We start from the raw sequence: 21,733 nt of genomic DNA, 5'->3' as shown, positions 1-21,733 counted from the left end.
GCGGGTCGGTTGCTCATGTCGAACGTGCGCGGGACCGCGTCGGTGCCCGGCGGCCGGTCATCCGGCGAGGATCCGGGACAGGTACCGGGCGACGGCGCGCACCGACGCGATGGTCCCGGGGTAGTCCATGCGGAGCGGCCCGACGGAGCCGATCCGCGCGACCGCGGTCCCGCCGCCGTCCGGGCCGCCGTAGCCGGTGGTCACGAAGCTCGTCTCCAGCAGACCCTCGTGCTGGGTCTCGCGGCCGATGCGGACGGAGACCGCGGCCTCGTCCTCGGCCATCTCGCCCAGCAGGCGCAGCAGGACGACCTGCTCCTCCAGCGCCTCCAGGACGGGGCTGATGGTGTGCGCGAAGTCCGCGCCACCGCCGCGCACCAGGTTCGCGGTGCCCGCCAGGACGACGCGCTCCTCGCTCTCCTGCGCCAGCGTGTCCTCGACCACCGCGACGACGCCGCGCACGAGCGGGCCGTCCGCGGCGGCGAAGTCGTCGGCCAGGTCGGACAGCGCCGTGCCGAGCTCGGCCAGCCGCCGGCCCGCGGCCGCCGTGTTGAGCCGGATCCGCAGCCGCGCCACGGTCCCGGCGTCGAGCGGGTCCGGCACCTCGATGGTGCGCTGCTCGACGCGGCCGTGGTCGGTGATGATGACCACCAGCAGGTGCCGGTCGCCGACCGGGACCAGCTCGACGTGCCGCAGCGCGGTCCGGCGCAGCGACGGGTACTGCACGACGGCGACCTGGTGCGTCAGCTGCGCGAGCAGCCGCACCGAGCGGTCGACGACGTCGTCCAGGTCGGCCGCGTCCTCGAGGAACGTCTCGATCGCGCGGCGCTCCGGCGCGGACAGCGGCTTGATCGTCGCCAGGCGGTCGACGAACAGCCGGTAGCCCTTGTCGGTCGGCACCCGGCCGGCCGAGGTGTGCGGCTGCACGATGAGACCGGCGTCCTCGAGGGCCGCCATGTCGTTGCGGATCGTCGCGGGCGACACCCCCAGGGAGTGCCGCTCGACCAGGGCGCGGGAGCCGACGGGCTCGCGGGTGGCGACGTAGTCCTCCACGATCGCCCGCAGCACGTCCAGCCTGCGGTCCTCGCTCATCGCCACCTCCCCGGCCGGCGCTCGTCCTGGCACTCGTTCTGACCGAGTGCCAATTCTACGCGTCCGCCGGCGCGGTCGCCGCGTCCCGGCGCCGCGCCCGGAGGTCCAGCACCCCGACGACGAGCGCGACGGCGACGAGCGACACGGTGAGCAGCAGCGCCCGCCCGGCCGCCACGCTGCCGTCGACGCCCGAGGCCAGGGCGGAGTAGTAGGTGGACAGGGCGACCGCGACGCCGAGCGCCGACCCGACCCGCTGGCCGACCTGGAGCATGCTGCCCGCGACCCCGGCCCGCTCGACCGGCACCCGCGCGAGCGTGAGCGTCTGGTTCGGGGCGATCACCAGGCCGCTGCCGGCGCCCGCGACCATCTGGGTCGCCGCCATGACGAAGCCGACGGCCGGCGGCTCGACGAGCCGGATCGCCAGGTCGGTGCCCACGAGGCCGGCGACCACGAGCACCAGGCCGATCACCACGAGCGCGCGCCCGCGGCTCGCCACCAGCCGGCCCGAGCGCTGGGCGGACACGGCGGAGGCGATCGCGAACGGCATGTTGACCAGCCCGGCCTGCAGCGGCGTGAACCCGGCCACCTGCTGCAGGTACAGCGTCGCCACCAGGAACACCGAGGTGAACCCGCCGAAGTACGCGATCCCGAGCAGCGCCCCGTTCCGGAACGACGGCTCGCCGAGCACCCGCGGGTCCAGCACGGCGGCGCCCGTGCGCCGCTGGTACCGGCGCTCCCACAGCACGGTCGCCACCCCGAGCACGGCCGCGACGGCGAGCCACCACCAGCGGGCCGGGTCGTCGCCGCCCTCCCCCGTCGTCGTGACGAACGGCACCATGACCGTCGCGGCGGTGAGCGCGACGCCGGTGAGGCCGACGCCGTCCAGCCGGGGCCGGCCGCGCGGGCCGAGGGTGCCGGACGGCCGGCCGGCCACGCCGCGGGGCAGGAACCGCACCGCGAGCGGCAGCACCACCGCGATCACCGGGACGTTCACGAAGAACACCCAGCGCCAGCCCTCCTCGGCGCCGAACGCCTGGATGATCAGGCCGCCGAGCAGCGGGCCCAGCGCCGTCGACACCCCGATGGTCGCGCCGAAGTAGCCGAACGCCTTCCCGCGCTCGTACCCGGTGAACAGCTGCTGGATCGTCCCGACCACCTGCGGGTTCAGCAGGCCCGCGCTCATCCCCTGGAGCAGCCGGGCGACGGCCAGCAGCTCGTCGGACGGGGCCAGCCCTGCGCCCAGGCTGGTGAGGGCGAACCCGGTCAGGCCGAGCAGGAACAGCCCGCGGCGGCCGCGCGCGTCGCCCAGCCGGCCCGCGGGCACCAGGACCAGGCCGAACGCGAGCGTGTACCCCGCGACGATGAGCTGGAGCTGGCTGGCGCCGGCGTCCAGGCTGCGCTCGATCGACGGCAGCGCGACGTTGACGATGGAGACGTCGAGCATCGTGATGAACCCGATCGCCAGGCACACGCCCAGCGCGCGCCACCGGTGCGGGTCCGGCTCCGACCGGGTCGCGGTGCCGGGGCGGTCGGGGTGCTGCGCGGGGCTCGACGTCACCGTCGTGTCGTACCACGCGGGCGAGCGGTCGGCACCTAGGCTGCCGCGGGTGACCGACCGCTACGGAACCGACGTCCTGTCCGCGGGCTCCCCGAGCGCGCACCGCCGGCCCACCTCGACCCCCACCCCCGCCGAGCGCGGCCTGGTCGTCGAGGAGGTCACGACCGGCTGGGTCGGCGCGGTCGTCCGGGTCGAGAAGTCGGGCGGCGAGCACGTGGTCGTCCTGGAGGACCGCCGCGGGCGCACGCGGACGTTCCGGCTCGGGCCGGGGTTCTGGGTCGACGGCAAGCCGGTCGAGCTGGTGCCGCCGCGGCCGACCGCGCCGACCGGCCCGAAGCGCACCGCGTCCGGGTCCCTCGCAGCGGCCGACCAGCGCGCGCGCGTCGCGATCGGCAGCCGGATCTGGGTCGAGGGCAAGCACGACGCCGAGCTCGTCGAGAAGGTCTGGGGCGACGACCTGCGCGCCGAGGGCGTGGTCGTCGAGCTGCTCGACGGCGTCGACAACCTCGTCGACGCGCTGCGCGACTTCCGCCCCGGGCCGGGCAAGAAGGTGGGCGTGCTCGTCGACCACCTGGTGCCCGGGTCGAAGGAGCAGCGGATCGCCGACGAGGCCGCGCGCACGGTGCCCGCCGGGACGCTGCTCGTGCTCGGCCACCCCTACGTCGACGTGTGGCAGGCCGTGAAGCCCGCGCGCGTCGGGCTGACCGCCTGGCCGACGATCGAGCGCGGCACCGAGTGGAAGCGCGGCATCCTGCGCGAGCTCGGCTGGCCCGCCGACGAGCAGGCCGACGTCGCCCGCGCCTGGCAGCGGATCCTGCGCTCCGTGCGGTCCTACGCCGACCTGGAGCCGTCGCTGCTCGGGCGGGTCGAGGAGCTGATCGACTTCGTGACGGCGCCCTGAGGCGCCCCCGGCTTCGGGCTCAGGGGGCGACGGGCTCGTCCTGCAGCCGGCGGTACATCCAGGTAGTCGCCAGCAGGCCGACCGGGAACGACACCAGCTGGCCGATGCCGCACAGCGCCGACCCGACCAGGTTCGCCGCGTAGACCGCGAGGAACAGCAGCAGGACGGTGCCGAGGTTCCGGCTCACCAGCGTGAAGCTCGCCCGGATCGCGTCCACCGGCGCCAGGCGCTTGTCGATCACGAAGAACAGCGTGAACTGCGCGAGGAACGCGAACACCAGGCCCGGGATCACGAACAGCAGCGTGCCGACCGCCGTGCTCAGCCCGACGAGCAGCGCCGCCACGACGACCTTGCCGAAGTCGTCGAACCGGAAGAACGTGCCCACCTCGATCCGGCGCCCGTCGGCGACCTCGAGCGTCGCCCGGGTCACGCCGGCCTGCATGAACGCGGACAGCAGGACCGCGACCGCGGCCACCAGGAGGTAGCTGAGCACGAGGCCGACGCCCGCGCCGTTGCGCAGCTCCTGGGTGTCCGGGTCGACGCTCGCGACGGTGCCGCCGAGGACCACCGCGAACAGCACCGCGGAGACCACCACGATGACCGCCAGGTAGGCGAGGACGCCCAGCAGGAACGGGCCGACCTGCTGGGTGAACTTGGTCCAGCCCCAGCTGAACGCGTCGCCGACGCTCGTCCCGGCGGTCGGGGCGCCGTACGCGGGGGCGCCGGAGGGCTGCTGGGCGTAGCCGGGCTGCGGGTACGGCTGCTGCGGCGGGTACGGCTGGCCGGGGGGCGGCTGCTGGCCGTACGGCTGCTGGGGCGGGTACGGCTGGCCGGGGGGCGGCTGCTGGCCGTACGGCTGCTGGGGCGGGTACGGCGGCTGCCCGGCGGGCGGCTGCTCGCCGTACGGCTGCTGCGGGGCGGGCGGCGGCCCCTGCGGCGGGCGCGGCTCGTCGTCGCGCGGCGGGGTGGTGCCCGGGTTCTCGGTCATCGCGTGCCCTCCTGGTCGGCCGTACGTCGCCCGTCCGGCCAGCGAACCGAAGGCGACCCGCGGGTGTCAAGGAGTCCACCGCAGGGGCGAAGCGGACGAAAGACCCGGTCACACCGCTACGCTTCGACCGCCGTAGCCCCGCACCACCCACGAGGAGACTCATGTCGTACGACCAGCAGCCGCCCGCGGGCGGCCAGCAGCAGCCGCCGTTCGGCGGTCAGCCCCAGCAGCCGTACGGCGGCCAGCCGCAGCAGCCGTACGGGGCCCAGCCGCAGCAGCCGCTGCGCCCGGACGAGGAGAAGACCTGGTCGCTGCTCGCGCACCTGGGCGGGATCATCTTCTCGTTCCTCGCGCCGCTCGTGATCTGGCTCGTCTTCAAGGGCCGCGGCCCGTTCCTGGACGACCAGGCCAAGGAGGCGCTGAACTTCCAGATCGCCGTCACGATCGCGTACGTGGCGTCCTGGATCCTGACGGCGGTCACGTTCGGCGTCCTGTCGTTCCTGCCGCTCGTGGTGTGGGTCGCCAGCCTCGTGTTCGCGATCCTCGCCGCCGTGGCCGTCAACAAGGGCCAGTGGTACCGCTACCCGGTCACCCTGCGCCTGGTGAAGTGACGCCCGAGCGCTAGCCGCACCCGCGAGTGGAGCGTCCTGCCCGACACGCCTCGGCGTGCCCGGCAGGACGCTCCACTCGTCTGTGCGGGGTCAGTCCGCGAGGGTGCGGACGACCGAGTCGGCCAGCAGCCGGCCCCGGCGCGTCAGCCGCACCCGGCGGCCCGGCCGGCCCCCGGCGCCCAGCGCGGCGCGCGCGTCGACCAGCCCGTCGGCCACCAGCCCGGCGACCCGGGCGCGTCCGGCGGGGCTCAGCACCTCGACGGGCAGCCCCTCGTCGAGCCGCACCCCGAGCATCACCCGCTCGAGCCGCGCCGACGCGTCCTCGACGGTCTCCCGCCCCGCAGCCGGGCTCTCCCCCGCGGCGAGCCGCGCCGCGTACGCCCGCGGGTGCTTGACGTTCCACCACCGCACGCCGCCGACGTGGCTGTGCGCGCCGGGGCCGACGCCCCACCAGTCGTCGTTGCGCCAGTACGCGAGGTTGTGCCGGCACGCGTCCGCGGGGGTGCGCGCCCAGTTGCTGACCTCGTACCAGTGCAGGCCGGCCTCGGTGAGCAGGTCGTCGGCGAGCTCGTACTTCGCCGCCTGGTCGTCCTCGTCGGGCAGTGCGAGCTCGCCGCGGCGCACCTGCACCGCCATCTTCGTGCCCTGCTCGACGACGAGCGCGTACGCCGACACGTGGTCGACGCCGGTGGCCAGCGCCGTCTCCAGGGAGGTCCGCCAGTCGGCGAGCGACTCCCCCGGCGTGCCGTAGATGAGGTCGAGCGACACGGCCAGGCCGGCGCCCCGCGCCCAGCGCACCACGTCGGGGATCCGGCGCGGGTCGTGCGTGCGCTCCAGCGTCGCGAGCACGTGCGGCACCGCCGACTGCATGCCGAACGACACGCGCGTGAACCCGCCGCGCGCCAGCTCGGCCAGCGACTCCGGGGTCACCGAGTCGGGGTTGGCCTCGGTCGTGACCTCGGCGTCGTCCGCGAGCCCCCAGGCGCCGCGGACGCCGTCGAGCATCCGGACCAGGTCGGACGCCGGCAGCACCGTGGGGGTGCCGCCGCCGACGAACACGGTCGACGCGGGCCTGGGTGGCAACCCGGCCGCGGCCGTGACCCGGGCGCCCAGCGCGATCTCGGCCAGCGCCGTGTCCGCGTAGGCCACCTGGGAGGCGCCGCCGCCGAGCTCGGTCGCCGTGTACGTGTTGAAGTCGCAGTACCCGCAGCGCACCGTGCAGAACGGCACGTGCAGGTACACGCCGAACCCGCGGTCGCCCGCGCCGTCCCGCACGCCCGGCGGGAGGGCGCCGTCCGCGGGAGCGGCGTCACCCTCCGGGAGCGCCGGGCTCACTTCTTCTTCGCGTCCTTGGCGTCCTTGGCGCCGCCCGCGTCGGACGACAGCGCGGCGATGAAGGCCTCCTGCGGCACGTCGACCCGCCCGATGGTCTTCATGCGCTTCTTGCCCTCCTTCTGCTTCTCCAGCAGCTTGCGCTTGCGGGTGATGTCGCCGCCGTAGCACTTGGCGAGGACGTCCTTGCGGATCGCGCGGATGGTCTCGCGGGCGATGACCCGGGAGCCGACGGCCGCCTGGATCGGCACCTCGAACTGCTGGCGCGGGATCAGGTCCTTGAGCTTGGACGCCATCATCACGCCGTACGAGTACGCCTTGTCCTTGTGCACGATCGAGCTGAACGCGTCGACCTGCTCGCCCTGCAGCAGGATGTCGACCTTCACCAGGTCCGCGACCTGCTCGCCGACGGGCTCGTAGTCCAGGCTCGCGTAGCCGCGGGTCCGGGACTTCAGCTGGTCGAAGAAGTCGAAGACGATCTCCGCGAGCGGCAGCGTGTAGCGCATCTCGACGCGGTCCTCGGACAGGTAGTCCATGCCCAGCAGGTCGCCGCGCTTGCCCTGGCAGAGCTCCATGATCGCGCCGATGAACTCGCTCGGGGCGAGGATCGTCGACTTCACGATCGGCTCGCGCACCTCGCGGATCTTGCCGCCGGGGAACTCGCTCGGGTTGGTGACGGTGACGACCGTGCGGTCCTCCATCGTCACCTCGTAGACCACGTTCGGCGCGGTCGAGATGAGGTCGAGGTTGAACTCGCGCTCCAGCCGCTCCCGGATGATCTCGAGGTGCAGCAGGCCGAGGAACCCGACGCGGAACCCGAAGCCCAGGGCGACCGAGGTCTCGGGCTCGTAGTTCAGCGCGGCGTCGTTGAGCTTGAGCTTGTCGAGCGCGTCGCGCAGCACCGGGTAGTCCGAGCCGTCGATCGGGTACAGGCCCGAGAACACCATCGGCTTCGGGTCGGAGTAGCCGCCGATCGCCTCGGTGGCCGGCTTGCTCGCGTTCGTGACGGTGTCGCCGACCTTCGACTGGCGGACGTCCTTCACGCCGGTGATGAGGTAGCCGACCTCGCCGACGCCCAGGCCCTTGGTCGGGACGGGCTCGGGCGAGATCACGCCGATCTCCAGCAGCTCGTGCGTGGCCTTCGTCGACATCATCGCGATCCGCTCGCGCGGGTTGAGGTTGCCGTCCTTGACCCGCACGTAGGTCACGACGCCGCGGTAGGTGTCGTAGACCGAGTCGAAGATCATCGCGCGCGCCGGGGCGTCGGGGTCGCCGGTCGGGGCCGGGACCAGCTCGACGATCCGGTCGAGCAGCGCCTCGACGCCCTCGCCCGTCTTGCCGGACACCTTGAGGCAGTCGGCCGGGTCGCCGCCGATGAGGCTGGCGAGCTCCTCCGCGTACTTCTCGGGCTGCGCCGCCGGCAGGTCGATCTTGTTCAGCACCGGGATGATCTGGAGGTCGTTCTCCATCGCCAGGTACAGGTTGGCCAGCGTCTGCGCCTCGATGCCCTGCGCGGCGTCGACCAGCAGCACGGCGCCCTCGCAGGCGGCGAGCGACCGGGACACCTCGTAGGTGAAGTCGACGTGCCCCGGGGTGTCGATCATGTTGAGCGCGTAGGGGGTGTCCCCCATCGCCCACGGCATGCGCACGGCCTGGGACTTGATCGTGATCCCGCGCTCGCGCTCGATGTCCATGCGGTCGAGGTACTGCGCGCGCATGGCGCGCGAGTCGACCACGCCGGTGAGCTGCAGCATGCGGTCGGCGAGCGTCGACTTGCCGTGGTCGATGTGCGCGATGATGCAGAAGTTGCGCAGCAGCTCGGGCGGGGTCGCCGCGGGGGTGATGCGCCGGGACTGCTCGGCGCTCGGGATCGGGGACACGTGCTCCCTCGGTTTCGCAGGGTCGGACTGCCACCATGGTCCCATGCCCGCGCCCGAGACCCGAGCCGCGGCCGGTGCGCGCCCCGCCGCGGGCGCCGACCTCGCCGCCGGGACCACCCTGCTCGACGCCCTCGCCGCGGCGCAGGACGCCTTCGCCGCCCTGCTCGCCGAGGCCGACCCGGCCGCGCCGGTGCCGGGGTGCGCCCCCTGGACCGTGACCGACCTCTCCCTGCACCTCGGCGGCGTCCACCGGTGGGCCGCGGCGATGGCGCGGCGCGAGGACGACGACGGCGCCGACCCGGTCGAGCCCCGCGAGCCCGACGCGCTCCGGGCGTTCTACCGGGAGCAGGCCGACGTGCTGCAGGACACCCTCCGGTCGCTCGGCCCGGACGCGCCCGCGTTCACCCTCGTCGGGCCCGGGCCGGCCGCGTTCTGGCACCGCCGGCAGCTGCACGAGACGCTGGTGCACCTGCACGACCTCGCCGCGGCCGCCGGCGCCCCGCACCCCGTGGCCGACCCGGTGCTGTGGGCCGACGCGGTCGACGAGGTGGTGACGGTGATGACGCCGCGGCAGGTGCGGCTGGGGCGGATGGCGGCGCTCGACCGGCCCGTGGGGCTGGTCGCCGAGGACGCGGGGCGGTCGTGGCTGCTGGGCGCGCCGGCGGACGGGCAGCCGGGCCCGGCGGGTGCGAGGCCAGGGAGGGCAGGCGGGGCGGCGGGCGAGGCGGCGGGCGAGGCGACCGCCTCGTCGGCGCCCGACGGCGCGCCGGTGACCGTCGCGGGCCCGGCCCGCACGCTGGCCCTGCTCCTCTGGGGCCGCACCCGTGCGGACGACCCCGCGCTGACGGTCAGGGGCGACCGCGCCGCCCTGGACGCGGCCCTGGCGGCCCCGCTCACCCCCTGACGCCACCGCTTGCGCGCCCGGCGCGACCCGGTGAGGTCGTCACTCGTCGGTGAGGTCGGCGGAAACGAGTGACGACCTCACCGACGAGTGACGACCTCACGCGCCTCGCCCGCCGGCCGCGGGCGTCAGGCCGGCTTCGTGGCCGTCAGGGCGAACGTCAGCGGGAGGCGGTCGCCGCCCTCCGGGAGCGCCCAGCTGCCGTCGCCGGTCGGCACCATCCCCGGCAGCGCGCGCCACGGGATCGTCCGGTGCTCCGCGATCTCGACGAGCCGCAGCCCGGCACCGAGCAGCGCCCGCACGACCTCGGCCAGCCCGTGCTGCCACTCGTAGGTGTCCCGCGCGTCCTCCGGCACGGCTCCGCCGGCGTACGTCGACGCGTGCCGGTGGTGCCGCGGCGCGCCGCCGAAGTACGGCTGCGTCAGCACGAGGGCGCCGTCCGTCCGCCCTGTGTCGAGGGCGTAGAGCACCGGGTGCGCCTCGCGGACGTACAACGTCCCACCCGGTCGGAGCAGCCCCGCGACGGTCCGTGCCCAGGCGTCGAGGTCGGGCAGCCAGCAGAGCGCGCCGATCCCGGTGTAGACGACGTCGAACCGGTCGGTGCAGGCGTCGAGGGCGTGCGCGACGTCGCTCTCCAGGAGGTCGCCGTCAGTCCGGCCTGCCCCGCGAGCTCCCGCGCCGCGGCCGTCGAGGCGCCCGACAGGTCGATCCCCGTCACCCGTGCCCCGAGCCGCGCCCAGGACAGCGTGTCGAGCCCGATGTGGCACTGGAGGTGCACCAGGTCGAGCCCGGCCGGCGACCCGCCCGGCAGGTGCGGCGCGAGCGCGGCGAGGTCGTCGCGGACGACCGAGGTGATCCGGCCGTCCTCGGCCACGAAGGCGTCGGCACCGTAGGCGGCGAGGTGGGCGGGGACCACGGCGTCCCAGCTGCGCCGGTTCACGGCCACGGCGTCGCTGCTCATGGTCGGCACCCTAGGGTGGGACGAGCGGTGACGAGGAGGGCTTTCGGCCCGCGCGCCCCAGGCGCGGGAGCCGCCGACCTCGGAGGCGCGGATCACGCGCCCGGGCTTCGTCCGGCGGCCGCTCGCCTGGTAGGCTTGTCAGTCGCGTGTCCGCCCGGGTCGGCGGGCACAAGTCCGGTTCCTCTCCGCGGGTGTCCCCACGCCCCAGTCCCGGCGCCGGACGCGCCCTCTACGACCTTGTTCCTCTCGCTCCGGCGAACACACGAAGAGAGTCCACACCGTGGCCAACATCAAGTCCCAGATCAAGCGCATCCGCACCAACGAGAAGGCGCGCCTGCGCAACAAGGCTGTCAAGTCCGAGCTCAAGACGTTCGTGCGCCGCGTGCGCGAGGCCGTCGCCGGTGGCGACAAGGACGCCGCGAGCACCGCTCTGGTCGCCGCGTCGAAGAAGCTCGACAAGGCCGTCTCGAAGGGCGTCATCCACGCCAACCAGGCCGCCAACAAGAAGTCGGCGCTGGCGAAGTCGGTCAACGCGCTCTGACGCGACCGTAGCCTTCACGAAGGGCGCCACCCTCTCCACGGGGTGGCGCCCTTCGTCGTCCTCTGCTGCACGCCCGTGCCGCTGTCGCCGAGCGGGCAGTACATGTCCCCACATCGGCCGACGAGGGGACATCTACTGCCCGCTCGGCGCGGCGGGCCGTGGCCCGGGATGCGCCGAGGGCGTCACCCCCCCTGCGGGGTGACGCCCTCTGTGCGGTCGGGCCGAGGCCCGACCGTGGGGAACGCGGTCGCTCAGTCCTGAGCCACCGCGCTCCACGCCTCCCACAGCACCGCGGGCACGGCGGGCCGGAAGCCCGCCTCCCGCAGCGCGCGGTCGAACGCCTGGGCAGCGCCGGTCACGTCGCCGTGGCCCAGGAACCGGTCGCCGAGCTCGCGCCACACCGCGGCGGACTGCCGCGACGCGGACATCATGCCGAGCATGTCGGCCGCCCAGCGGTACGCCCGGGACGCCGCCTCGACCTCGCCGCGAGCGTGCAGCGCGTCGCCGATCGCGAGCTGCGCGGCGGCGCCGTCGAGCCGGGGCTGGTCGCCGAGCCGGTCGAGCGCCGCGCGGCCGTACATCTCGGCCGCGACCGGGTCGCCCTGCATGAGGTGCGCGCGGGACCGCTCGACGTCGAGGCGCGCCATCTCCACCTCGGAGCCGGAGACCTGGAGCTCCGGAGCGGCGCGGTCGAGCTGCTCGAGGGCCGTCGCCGGCTCGGCGGGGTCGCCGCGGAGCAGGAGCCACGCGTAGTTGAGCCGCAGACGCGGGATGTCGCGGCTGACCTCGCCCTCGCCCAGCAGGGCGAGCGCGCGCTCGGTGTAGCGCTTCGCCAGGGCGTAGTCGTGCCGCTGCTCCGCGACGAGCGCCGCGTTCCAGTACACCGACCCGCGCCCGCGCGGTGTGCCGAGCGACTCCGCCTGGCGGATCAGCTCGGACGCCCGGTGCGTCGCGTACAGCAGGTCGCCGCGCTCGACGTAGGCCCAGAGGGTCGTCGAGCCGAGCCGCAGGTGCTCGTCGGTGCCGGTGAGGCCGGCCTCCTCGAGCTCGACCAACTGGCGGTCGCCGACCTCGATCGAGCGGCCGAGGTCGCCGGACTCCACGTAGGAGGCGACGAGGGCCGTCGCCGCCGCCGCGGCGTCGAGGTGGTGCTGCTCGGCGCGCGCCTGCGTGAGCAGCGGCTCGAGGACGCCGACGGCGGACTCGAGGTCGCCGAGCATCTCGTGCGCCTGCGCGAGCGCGAGCAGCGCGTCGACCCGGACCTGCCGGGTCACCGGCTCGAGGTCGAGGGCGAGGATCCGGTCGCGGGCCGACGAGGCCTCCCCCGACACCAGGTCGAGGCGGGCGTAGTCGAGCGCGAGCTTGGCGCGCGCCTCGGCCGGTCCCTCGTCGCCGTGCTTGAGATACTCGACCGTGGACCCGAGCCGCTCGGCGATGACGCCGAGCGCCGCGTCGGTCGGCTCGCGCCGACCGGACTCGATCAGGGAGATGTAGCTCGGTGAGAGCGCGTCTCCTGCGAGGGCCGTCTGGGAGAGCCCAGCGGCCAACCGCGCCTGGCGGACGCGGTCAGCAATGGTCGTCATGGGTGTCACTGTACCTATGACGCCTCGTGACGGCGAGCCTGTCACCCATCCGCCACGCCCCGCGCACGGCACGCACCGCGCCCCGGTGGCCGGCTGCATCAGCCGCGAGGCGCCGAACGGGCTCAGACCACGATCCGGCAGCAGCCCGTCGCGCCGCTCTGGATGGTGAAGCCGCCGGCGGCGTTGGCAGCGCCCGAGGCGCCGAGCGTGAGGGTGAGGGCGAGAGCGGCGGTGGCGATGGCCTTCAGCGAGGTGCGCATGGGGGGTCTCCTGTCACAGAACGTTGACTCTCTGTCACGACGAGCATGACTGATGCGAGGCGCTTCGCACCACCTCCTGAGGGGTTCTGCCGTACTTCCGCCCAATCGGGTGAATCCGACGTCACTTTGGCGCGTGTTCGCGCGATATCACCCCCTGTCGGGGGCCCGGACCCGTGTCATATCGCGCTGACTGTGGTGTCATGGATGGCATGACCAGGGGACAGGGCGACGTGGAGCGGCGGCTCGCGGACGAGATCGACGCCGCGATCCCGGACGTGCTGCGCCGGGAGTGGGACCGGCACGTCGCGACGGAGCGCGTGGTCGTGGGTCGGCAGGGGATCTTCTCTCCTCGCCTGCACCCCTTCGGGTACGAGCTCGGCTTCCGGGCACCCGGCGCCACCTCGGCGGACGCGGGCGCGTGGAGCGAGCTGCAGCACGAGCGTGCCACCAGCGCCGTGCTCCGCGCCACGTTCGGGCGTGCGGACGTCGACGAGGTCGGCCACGGGCGCTGGCTGTTCGCGCGCTGCCCGCGGGCGTTCCTCACCGGTGAGCTGCACCTGCCGAACCGCCCGGACCGCCTCGTCGTCGAGATCACCGGCACCACCCGCATCGACGGCGACGTCCTGCGGGGCGTCCGCCGGCTCCGGGAGCAGGGCTTCCGGATCGCGATGGCCGGGTTCGTGTCCCGGCAGGACCAGCGCGCGCTCCTCCCCCAGGCCGACTTCGTCAAGATCGACGCCCGGGACCTCGACCTCGAGGGCGAGCCGGTCGTCGACCTGGCGCGGTCGCACGGCGCCCTGCTCGTCGCCGAGTTCGTCGAGACCAGCGCCGAGCTCAAGGCCGGCCGGCGGCTCGGCTTCGACCTCTACCAGGGCAACCTGCTGGAGCGCAGCCTGCTGGTCGACCGGTCCTCGGCGCCGCTGCTGCGGCCCGGGAACACGCTGGGGCAGCACTACATCTGACCCGCGCCGACCCCGCGGCGGCGACGGTGCCGTGAGCGGTGACGCGCGCGCCTCGGCGCGGGCGGCGCCTCACACGGGCGGGTGCCTGCGTCGGTCCGCGGGCCGGTCAGCGGCGGACGACCGCTGCGATCCGCAGCACCGCGCGCTCCACGGCGAACCGCGGGTCGCGGCTCGCACCCTTGACCTCGGCGTCCGCCTGCGCCACGGCGGTGATCGCCGCCGCCAGCGCCTCGGGGGTCCACCGGGACAGCTCCTTGCGGGACCGGTCGACCTGCCAGGGCGCCAGACCGAGGTCGCGCTCGGCGCCCGGCCCGCGGCCGCGCACGGCCGACACCTTGGCGAGCACCCGCAGCCGGGCCGCGAGCGCGGCGACCAGCGGGACCGGGTCGACGCCCGTGGCGAACGCGTGCCGCAGCAGCGCGACCGCCTCCCCCGCGTTCCCGTCCACCGCGGCGTCGGCCACCCGGAACCCGGTCGCCTCGATCCGGCCGCCGTAGTACCGCTCGACCACCTCGACGCTGATCACGCCCGTGGTGTCCGCCACGAGCTGGGAGCACGCGGCGGCGAGCTCACGCAGGTCGCTGCCCACCGCGTCGACGAGCGAGCGGACCGCGCGGGCCTCCATCCGGCGGCCGGCGCGGCGCAGCTCCTGCGTGACGAACGAGGCCTTGTCCGCGTCGCGCTTGATCGTCTCGCACACGGCGACGGGGTGGCCCGCCGCCCGGACGGCGTCGAGCAGCCGCTTGCCGCGCTGGCCGCCGCCGTGCCGGAGCACGAGCACCACGTCCTCCTGCGGCGCGGAGACGTAGGCGGTCGCCTCGAGGATCAGGTCGTCGGTCGCCTTCTCGACGTTCTCGACCACCACGACGCGGTCCTCGGCGAACAGCGACGGGCTGGTGGCGAGCATGAGCTCACCCGTCCCGTACGCGACGCCGTCGACCCGCGTGACCTCGATCTGCGCGTCCCGCTCCCGGGCGAGGCCGATCAGCCGGTCCACGGCCCGCTCCGCCAGCAGCTCCTCCGGCCCGGTCACCAGGACGACCGGGGCGAGCCCCACCTCGTCCCAGGCGAGGCCGGCGGGGGCGGACGACCCGCGGCCGCCGCCCCGTGCGGGTCGGCGCGCGGCGGAGGTGGAGGCAGGCACCCGCCTAGGGTCCCACGACGCGCCGACACCGGAGCACCAGGACGACCGCGGCCCCGCACGCGCAGGCGAGGAGGACCTGGCCGAGCGGGCCGGCGGCCCAGGCGACCTGGGCGCCGGGCAGCCCCGCCGTCGTGCGGGCGACCGCCGCGATCCACCAGCACGCCGCGCCGGCCACCTGCACGCAGCCCGCGGCAGCCGCGGGCCACCAGGGACCGAGGACCGCCGCGACCAGCCCGCCGACGGTGGCCGGGGCGACGGCGGGGGCCGCGGCGACGTTGGCGAGCACGCTGTAGACCGGCACCGCCGGGGTGAGCACGAGCAGCACGGGCGCGCACGCGGCCTGGGCGGCGACGGGCACCGCGAGCGCGGTGGCCACCGGGCCCGCCGCGGGGCGGGGGTCGTCGCGGGTGCGCGGGCGGCGGGCGTCCCGCGTGCGCCGTCGGCGAGCCTCTCGCGTGCGAGGGCGGCGTGCCTCTCGTGTGCGCGGGCGGCGGGCGTCTCGCGTGCGCCGACGGCGGCCGTCCCGCACGCGCGAGCCGCGGCCGGACGCGGACGCCCCGCCGGCCCCGTCGCGCGGGGCCGACCAGCGGCGCGCCAGCGGGCCGGCGAGCAACGCGATGCCCGCGGTCGCGACCACGGACAGCACGAACCCGACGTCCCGGGCCAGCCAGGGGTCGGCGACGAGCAGCACGAGCACCGCGGCCGCCAGCGCGGGCACCGACCGCGACGGCCGCCCCGCCACGAGGCCGAGGACCCCGACGGCGCCCATCACCGCCGCGCGCACGACGCTCGCCCCCGGCTGCACCACCGCGACGAACCCGCCGAGCACCACCACGAGCGGCAGCCCGCGCCACCGCCGCGGGACCCCGCAGCGCGTGAGCACGGCCAGCACCACCGCCCCGAGGATCGAGAAGTGAGCCCCGGACACCGCGGTGATGTGCGCGAGCCCGGACACCCGCATCGCCTCGTCGAGGTCGCCCACGCCGCGGGTGTCGCCGACCGCGACGGCGGGCAGCAGCCGACCGGCGTCGCCCGGGACCCCGGCCGCCGTGGACACGAGGCCCGTCCGCAGCCGGTCGGCGGCCCGGAGCAGGGCCGGCGGGGGCGCGCGCACCGTCGGATCGTCGTCCGCGCCGACACGGGCGACCGCACGCCGCGCAGGGTCCGGGACCGGGGACAGCCGCCCCTCGACAGCCACCTCCGTGCCGTAGGCGAGGTCTGCGGCCGCGGCCGGCGCGTACACCTCCACCGCGGCACCGGTCGCCCGGGCGGCTCCCGCCCCGTGCGCCGCACCCACCGGCCCCTGCCCCGCGCCTCCCGCCGCGCCCTGGACACCGCCGCCCGGGCCGAGGACCTCCACCGACGTCGCGGCCAGCAGGAACCGCACGACCCGCGTGCCGCTCGCGCCGCCGGGCGCCTGGGGCGTCGTGCGGACGGTCCCCACGACCCGCACCCGCACCCGCTCCTCCGCGAGCCCGCGCACGTCGCCGGCCTCCCGCGACCGCACCTGCAGCGCGGTCGTCAGCAGCAGGACCGAGACCGCCCCGAGCGCCAGCCCCGCCTGCGCCCGGCCGGCGAGCCGCACCGGGATCCGCCGCGGGGGCGCGACCGGCGCACGCCGCGCCGCCCGGGCGAGCACGACCACGGCCGCGATCCCGGCCACCGCCGCGCCTGCCGCGAGCGCCCCGGGCGACCCGGTGACGACCACCGCCGCCGTGGCCCACACCGCCAGCGCCGCGGGGACGAGCCGCACGTCGACCGCCTCGTCCGCGCTCACACCCGCACCAGCTCCCGGATCTGGCCGAGCACCGCGGGCCCGATCCCGGACACGTCGAGCAGGGCGTCCACGCTCGCGAACGGGCCGTTGGCCTCGCGCCACGCGACGATGCGGTCGGCGAGCACCGGTCCGATCCCGGGCAGCCCCTGGAGCTCGGCGCTCCCGGCGGTGTTGACGTCGACGGTGCCGCCCGCGCCTCCGGCACCGCCCGCGGCCGCAGCGTCGTCGCCCGTGCCGGTGGCGTCGACGGCCGGCTCCTCCCCCGGCGCCGGCACCCGGATCTGCGCGCCGTCCTGGACGACGGCCGCCAGGTTGAGCCCGGCGAGGTCGGCGTCGGGCAGCGCGCCCCCCGCCGCGGCGACCGCGTCCGCCACGCGGGATCCCGCCGGCAGCGCCACGACTCCCGGGGAGACCACCTGCCCGACGACGTGCAGCCAGACCGTCGCCTCCTCGCCGGGTGCGGATGCGGTCTCGACCGCCGCCGCCGTGGCCGTGACCGCGGGCTCCTCGACTGCGACCGGGTCCGCGGACGGCTGCGCCGAGGACCGCAGCGCCACGGCGCCGCCGACCAGCAGCAGCGCACCGAGCGCGATCGCGGCGGTCCGTGGCGCCAGCCGCCACCGGACGAGGCCCGCGAGCCCCAGCCTCTCCTCCGGTCCGGGCTCGGCCTCCTCGTCCGTGGGCCCGAGCCCGATGTCGTCCACCGGGACGGCCGGCGTGGCGGCGCGCGCCGCGGCACGCAGCCGGTCCCGCCCCACGGCCGCCGGCCCGTGCGCCGTCGCGAGGTCCTCCGGCACCCCCCGGGGCGACACGTCCCGCACCGGCTCGGCGTCCCGCGCAGCGCGGGGCGCGCCGTCGTGCCGCGGGTCGGGCGCCGGACCGCCGTCGTACCAGGTCATGCCGGGACGCTAGGGCGGTCCGCCTGCCGCGGGCGCGCACAGCCGGCGCCACCTGGGGACGACGCACCACCGCGGGTCCTGTGGAGGACTCGACGCCCCCTCGCGCCGGGTCACGGTCCCCGTCCGCGACGTCCCAGGGTCGCTCCCGGCGCCGCTCACCGCTCGGTGACGGTCACCGCCAGCGCCCCGACGCCGAGGTGGCCGCCCAGCACGGCGCCCACCTCGCGCACCAGGACCTCGTCCACCCCGAGGGCCGCGCGCAGCCGCGCGGCGACCTCCTCGGCCGCCTCGGGCCGCCCGAGGTGCTGCACCCCGACCCGCACGGCGCGGTCCGTCGCTTCCGAGAGGTCCCCGGTCGCGCTCCCGGCGGCCCCCGCCGCAGCAGCGGCGCCCGCCCCGCCCGTCCCTACCGACACCCGCCGCGCCACCTCCCCGACGGCCAGCGCGTGCAGCCGGTCCCGCGCCGCGCGCCGGGTCCGCACGCGCTCGGCGACCTCGATCCGCCCGTCCCGCAGCGTCAGCACGGGGCGCAGCCCGAGCACGGTCCCGAAGGCGGCGGCCGCGGCGGACAGCCGCCCGCCCCGCCGCAGGTGGTCGAGCGAGTCCACGACGAACCACGCGGCGGTCGACCGCCCGACCTGCTCGGCGGTCCCGGCCACGGAGGCGCCGTCGGCCGGTCCCCAGACCGTGCCGCGCGCGGCCTCCGCGGCGGCCAGCGCCGCGAACCCGAGCCCGAGCCCCGCGCTCCGCGAGTCGACGACGTGCACCGGCAGCGGGGCGAGCTGCGCGGCGAGCCCGGCGGCGCGCACGGTCCCGGACAGCTCGCCGGACAGGTGCACCGAGACGACCTCGGCAGCGCCGCGCGCGGCGGCGGCCTCGTAGGCGGCGGCGAACGCGGCGGGCGGCGGCTGCGACGTGGTGACCCGGCGGCCGGACTCGAGCGCGGCGACGAGGCCGTCCGGGGTGAGGTCGAAGCCGTCCCGGAACCGCTCGCCGTCGGCGGCGACGTCGAGCGGGACGACGTCGATCCCCCACGCCGCGGCGTCGGCCGCGGTGAGGCAGGACGTCGAGTCGGTCACCACGACGACGCGCGGCGGCGGGGGCGTCGCCGGCGCGGGGTCGGCCGCGCGCGACCCCCGCCGCAGCCGGCGCGCGACGCGCTCGGCCCACGCGGGCGGCACGACCGCGATCCGCAGACCGTCGCACGCGGCACCGCCCCCCGCCCCCGCGCCGCGCGCGGTCGACGGGGGCTCGCCCGCGCCGCGCGCGGCCGACGGAGCACCGCCCGCCCCGTGGCCGGTCGACCGAGGCTCGCCCGCCCTGCGCCCGGCCGACGACGCGCCGACGCCCGCCGGCACCGTCAGGCCGGCACCACGTTGACGAGCTTCGGCGCCCGCACGATCACCGTGCGCACGTCGCGCCCGGCCATCGCCCGCTGGACGCCCGGGTCGGCCAGCGCGAGCTCGCGCAGCGTGGCCTCGTCGGCGTCGGGTGCGACCTCGGCGCGCCCGCGGACCTTGCCCTGCACCTGGAACACGCAGGTCACGGAGTCCTGCACCAGGTACTGCGGGTCGACGGCCGGGAACGGCTCGTGCGCGAGCGACCGCTCGTGGCCCAGCCGGGACCACAGCTCCTCGGCCAGGTGCGGCGCGACGGGCGCGGTCATCAGCACGAGCTGCTCGGCGACGGACCGCGGCACCGCGGGCAGCGACGTCAGGTGGTTGTTGAGGACGATCAGCTTGGCGATCGCGGTGTTGATCCGCATGCCCTGCATGTCCTCGCCGACCTCGGCGATGGTGCGGTGCAGGACGCGCAGCGTCTCGACCGTTGGCTCGTCATCCACCACGGTGACCTCGCCGGTCTCCTCGGAGACGACGTTGCGCCACACGCGCTGCAGGAACCGCTGGGCGCCGACGACGGCCCGGGTCTCCCACGGGCGGGACAGGTCGAGCGGGCCCATCGACATCTCGTAGACGCGCAGGGTGTCCGCGCCGTACTCGGCGTACATCTCGTCCGGGGAGACGGCGTTCTTCAGCGACTTGCCGATCTTGCCGTACTCGCGGAACACCTCCTCGCCGTTCCAGGTGAAGCCGGACTCCACCGACTCGTCCTCGACCACCTCGGCGGCGGGGACGTACACGCCGCGCACGTCGGTGTAGGCGTACGCCTGGATGTAGCCCTGGTTGAACAGCTTGTAGAACGGCTCGCGGCTGCTGACGTGGCCCAGGTCGTAGAGCACCTTGTGCCAGAACCGGGCGTACAGCAGGTGCAGCACGGCGTGCTCGACGCCGCCGACGTACAGGTCGACGCCGCCCGCGCCGTGGGTGTCGCCGGGGTTGTGGCCCGGGCCCATCCAGTACTGCTCGAGCGCGGGGTCGACGACCTGGTCGGTCGCGTGGGTCGGGTCCAGGTAGTGCAGGTAGTACCAGCACGACCCGGCCCAGTTCGGCATGGTGTTGGTGTCGCGGCGGTAGACCTTCGGGCCGTCGCCCAGGTCGAGCGTCACGTGCACCCAGTCGTCGTTGCGGCTCAGCGGCGCCTCGGGCGAGGAGTCGGCGTCGTCGGGGTCGAAGGTGCGCGGGGCGTAGTCCGGCACGTCCGGCAGGTCGACGGGCAGCGACTGCTCGGGGATGGCGATCGGCAGGTCGTTCTCGTCGTAGACGATCGGGAACGGCTCGCCCCAGTAGCGCTGGCGGCTGAACAGCCAGTCGCGCAGCCGGTAGGTCGTGGTGCGCGAGCCGGCGCCGCGCTCGGCCAGCCAGTCGACGATCCGCGTCTTGGCGTCCGCGACGGACAGGCCGTCCAGGCTGATCTCGTCGTTCGACGAGTTGATGATCGCGCCGTCGCCGGTCCAGGCGCCCTCGTGGCCCTCGGGCGGCTGCACGGTGTGCACGACGGGCAGCCCGAACGCCTCGGCGAACGCGAAGTCGCGGGTGTCGCCGCCGGGCACGGCCATGATCGCGCCGGTGCCGTAGCCCATGAGGACGTAGTCGGCGATGAACACGGGCAGCTGGGCGCCGTTCACCGGGTTGAGGGCGTAGCCGCCGGTGAACACGCCGGTCTTGCGGCCGGCGTCGGCCTGCCGCTCGACGGCGGTCTTGGCGGCGGCCTCGCGGCGGTAGGCGGCGACGGCCTCGGCCGGGCTCGCCGCACCCCCGCGCCACGCCTCCGGCACGTCCTCGTCCCACGCCGGCTCGGAGTCGGCGACGATCGCGTCGACCAGCGGGTGCTCCGGCGCCAGCACGACGTAGGTCGCGCCGAACAGCGTGTCGGGGCGGGTGGTGAAGACGGTCAGCGGCTCGTCGGCGTCGGTGACCTCGAAGTCGACGTGCGCGCCCTCGGAGCGGCCGATCCAGTTCCGCTGCATCGCGGTGACCTTCTCCGGCCAGTCGATGAGCGACAGGTCGTCGGCCAGGCGGTCCGCGTACGCGGTGATCCGCATGTTCCACTGCCGCAGCGTGCGCTGGAACACCGGGAAGTTGCCGCGCTCGGACCGGCCGTCGGAGGTGACCTCCTCGTTGGCCAGCACGGTCCCCAGGCCCGGGCACCAGTTGACCGGCGTCTCGGAGACGTAGGCCAGGCGCTGGGCGTCGACGACGCGGCGGCGCTGCACGGCGTCCAGGTCGGACCACGCCGCGCCCGCAGGCACCCCGTCGATGCCCTCCGGGACCTCGCGCGCGCCGGACTCGTACGCCTCGACCAGCGTCGACACCGGCCGGGCCGCGCCCGTGCCGCCGTCGGGGCGCACCGCGTCCTCGTCGTACCAGGACTCGAAGATCTGCAGGAAGATCCACTGCGTCCAGCGCACGTAGCCCGGGTCGATCGTCGCGAACGACCGGCGCGGGTCGTGCCCGACGCCGAGCCGGCGCAGCTGCCGCGCCATGATCTCGATGTTCGCCTCGGTGGTGGCGCGCGGGTGCTGGCCCGTCTGCACGGCGTACTGCTCGGCGGGCAGGCCGAACGCGTCGTATCCCAGGGCGTGCAGCACGTTGTCGCCCTGCATCCGGCGGAACCGCGCGACGACGTCGGTCGCGATGTAGCCCAGCGGGTGCCCGACGTGCAGGCCCGCGCCCGAGGGGTACGGGAACATGTCCATCACGAAGAACGGCCGGGCGCCCGCGGGGGCCGGCGCGCCGTCGCCGTCGGTCAGCGCGCTGCCGGCCGGGTTCGCCGCGAAGAACGTGCCGCGCTCGACCCACTCGTCCTGCCACCGGAGCTCGATCTGCTGGGCGAGCTCGGCGGTGTACCGGAACGGCACGTGCTGGCCGCCGGCGGTGGCCGGGGCGGAGGCGGGATCGGGCTGGGTGCTGGCGGGCGACGTCACCGGGGAAGTCTATCGACGCGCG

18 protein-coding genes are annotated in these 21,733 nt (G+C 75.7%); 5 read left to right on the top strand and 13 right to left on the bottom strand.

The window, feature by feature from the left end:
• Nucleotides 1-57 precede the first annotated feature (57 nt).
• Both hrcA and AC3WUG_RS10335 read right to left on the bottom strand, forming a co-directional pair.
• Nucleotides 58-1,089, bottom strand: coding sequence for a heat-inducible transcriptional repressor HrcA (gene hrcA / locus AC3WUG_RS10340; RefSeq protein ID WP_492327571.1), 1,032 nt, complete (start codon nucleotides 1,087-1,089; stop codon nucleotides 58-60).
• Nucleotides 1,090-1,144: 55 nt separating this feature from the next.
• Entirely contained in the window at nucleotides 1,145-2,647 is a 1,503-nt protein-coding gene (locus AC3WUG_RS10335; protein WP_492327570.1) for an MFS transporter, read from the bottom strand.
• A 49-nt stretch (nucleotides 2,648-2,696) separates the two neighbouring features.
• Here AC3WUG_RS10335 and AC3WUG_RS10330 point away from each other — a divergent pair, with 49 nt between their 5' ends.
• The gene (locus tag AC3WUG_RS10330; protein ID WP_431837812.1) at nucleotides 2,697-3,548 is read left to right on the top strand and encodes a DUF3097 domain-containing protein; all 852 of its coding nucleotides are present in this window, start codon (nucleotides 2,697-2,699) and stop codon (nucleotides 3,546-3,548) included.
• A 19-nt stretch (nucleotides 3,549-3,567) separates the two neighbouring features.
• Here the strand turns inward: AC3WUG_RS10330 and AC3WUG_RS10325 are convergent, their stop codons facing one another.
• On the bottom strand, nucleotides 3,568-4,536 hold the full coding sequence (locus AC3WUG_RS10325; RefSeq protein WP_492327569.1) for a hypothetical protein: 969 nt from the start codon (nucleotides 4,534-4,536) through the stop codon (nucleotides 3,568-3,570).
• A 161-nt stretch (nucleotides 4,537-4,697) separates the two neighbouring features.
• Between AC3WUG_RS10325 and AC3WUG_RS10320 the strand changes: the two genes are divergently transcribed.
• The gene (locus tag AC3WUG_RS10320; RefSeq protein WP_492327568.1) at nucleotides 4,698-5,147 is read left to right on the top strand and encodes a DUF4870 domain-containing protein; all 450 of its coding nucleotides are present in this window, start codon (nucleotides 4,698-4,700) and stop codon (nucleotides 5,145-5,147) included.
• Between the two features lie 90 nt (nucleotides 5,148-5,237).
• Here AC3WUG_RS10320 and hemW read toward each other — a convergent pair whose 3' ends face one another.
• Together hemW and lepA are read right to left on the bottom strand one after the other, a co-directional pair.
• A complete protein-coding gene (hemW, locus tag AC3WUG_RS10315) occupies nucleotides 5,238-6,482 on the bottom strand; it encodes a radical SAM family heme chaperone HemW (protein WP_492327567.1) in 1,245 nt (414 codons plus the stop codon).
• Nucleotides 6,479-8,359 carry a translation elongation factor 4 gene (lepA, locus tag AC3WUG_RS10310; RefSeq protein WP_492327566.1) on the bottom strand — a complete coding sequence of 627 codons (1,881 nt, stop codon included), beginning with the start codon at nucleotides 8,357-8,359 and terminating at the stop codon, nucleotides 6,479-6,481. The genes hemW and lepA overlap by 4 nt, the downstream gene beginning before the upstream one ends.
• A gap of 43 nt (nucleotides 8,360-8,402) precedes the next feature.
• Between lepA and AC3WUG_RS10305 the strand changes: the two genes are divergently transcribed.
• Nucleotides 8,403-9,263 (top strand): maleylpyruvate isomerase N-terminal domain-containing protein, encoded by an 861-nt coding sequence (locus AC3WUG_RS10305; RefSeq protein WP_492327565.1) that lies wholly within the window; start codon nucleotides 8,403-8,405, stop codon nucleotides 9,261-9,263.
• A gap of 125 nt (nucleotides 9,264-9,388) precedes the next feature.
• On the opposite strand, the gene AC3WUG_RS10300 is transcribed toward AC3WUG_RS10305, so the two are convergent.
• A complete protein-coding gene (locus AC3WUG_RS10300; protein ID WP_492327564.1) occupies nucleotides 9,389-9,730 on the bottom strand; it encodes a hypothetical protein in 342 nt (113 codons plus the stop codon).
• 771 nt (nucleotides 9,731-10,501) lie between these two features.
• On the opposite strand from AC3WUG_RS10300, the gene rpsT reads away from it, so the two are divergent.
• Nucleotides 10,502-10,762: a 30S ribosomal protein S20 gene (rpsT, locus tag AC3WUG_RS10295; protein WP_492327563.1), complete on the top strand. Its 261-nt coding sequence runs from the start codon at nucleotides 10,502-10,504 to the stop codon at nucleotides 10,760-10,762.
• A 251-nt stretch (nucleotides 10,763-11,013) separates the two neighbouring features.
• On the opposite strand, the gene AC3WUG_RS10290 is transcribed toward rpsT, so the two are convergent.
• Together AC3WUG_RS10290 and AC3WUG_RS10285 are read right to left on the bottom strand one after the other, a co-directional pair.
• Nucleotides 11,014-12,345: a helix-turn-helix domain-containing protein gene (locus AC3WUG_RS10290; protein ID WP_492327562.1), complete on the bottom strand. Its 1,332-nt coding sequence runs from the start codon at nucleotides 12,343-12,345 to the stop codon at nucleotides 11,014-11,016.
• 122 nt (nucleotides 12,346-12,467) lie between these two features.
• Nucleotides 12,468-12,605, bottom strand: a complete 138-nt coding sequence (locus AC3WUG_RS10285) for a hypothetical protein (RefSeq protein WP_168217006.1) — start codon at nucleotides 12,603-12,605, stop codon at nucleotides 12,468-12,470.
• Nucleotides 12,606-12,814: 209 nt separating this feature from the next.
• Between AC3WUG_RS10285 and AC3WUG_RS10280 the strand changes: the two genes are divergently transcribed.
• On the top strand, nucleotides 12,815-13,567 hold the full coding sequence (locus AC3WUG_RS10280; protein ID WP_492327561.1) for an EAL domain-containing protein: 753 nt from the start codon (nucleotides 12,815-12,817) through the stop codon (nucleotides 13,565-13,567).
• A gap of 106 nt (nucleotides 13,568-13,673) precedes the next feature.
• On the opposite strand, the gene holA is transcribed toward AC3WUG_RS10280, so the two are convergent.
• The 5 genes from holA to leuS all read right to left on the bottom strand — a co-directional run bounded on the left by holA (nucleotide 13,674) and on the right by leuS (nucleotide 21,711).
• Nucleotides 13,674-14,711 (bottom strand): DNA polymerase III subunit delta, encoded by a 1,038-nt coding sequence (gene holA / locus AC3WUG_RS10275; protein WP_492327560.1) that lies wholly within the window; start codon nucleotides 14,709-14,711, stop codon nucleotides 13,674-13,676.
• A gap of 4 nt (nucleotides 14,712-14,715) precedes the next feature.
• The gene (locus AC3WUG_RS10270) at nucleotides 14,716-16,488 is read right to left on the bottom strand and encodes a ComEC/Rec2 family competence protein (protein ID WP_492327559.1); all 1,773 of its coding nucleotides are present in this window, start codon (nucleotides 16,486-16,488) and stop codon (nucleotides 14,716-14,718) included.
• Nucleotides 16,485-17,387 (bottom strand): ComEA family DNA-binding protein, encoded by a 903-nt coding sequence (locus AC3WUG_RS10265; RefSeq protein WP_492327558.1) that lies wholly within the window; start codon nucleotides 17,385-17,387, stop codon nucleotides 16,485-16,487. Before AC3WUG_RS10265 ends, AC3WUG_RS10270 begins: the two co-directional genes overlap by 4 nt.
• A 155-nt stretch (nucleotides 17,388-17,542) precedes the next feature.
• On the bottom strand, nucleotides 17,543-18,568 hold the full coding sequence (locus AC3WUG_RS10260; RefSeq protein ID WP_492327557.1) for a DegV family protein: 1,026 nt from the start codon (nucleotides 18,566-18,568) through the stop codon (nucleotides 17,543-17,545).
• A gap of 179 nt (nucleotides 18,569-18,747) precedes the next feature.
• Complete coding sequence (gene leuS / locus AC3WUG_RS10255) at nucleotides 18,748-21,711, bottom strand: leucine--tRNA ligase (protein WP_492327556.1); 2,964 nt, start codon at nucleotides 21,709-21,711, stop codon at nucleotides 18,748-18,750.
• Between the last annotated feature and the right edge of the window lie 22 nt (nucleotides 21,712-21,733).

The organism is Cellulomonas sp. EB106-03-03-XG116, assembly GCF_058792015.1.
The sequence above is the reverse complement of the archived record's forward strand: the minus strand, read 5'-3'. Positions and strand labels throughout refer to the sequence as shown.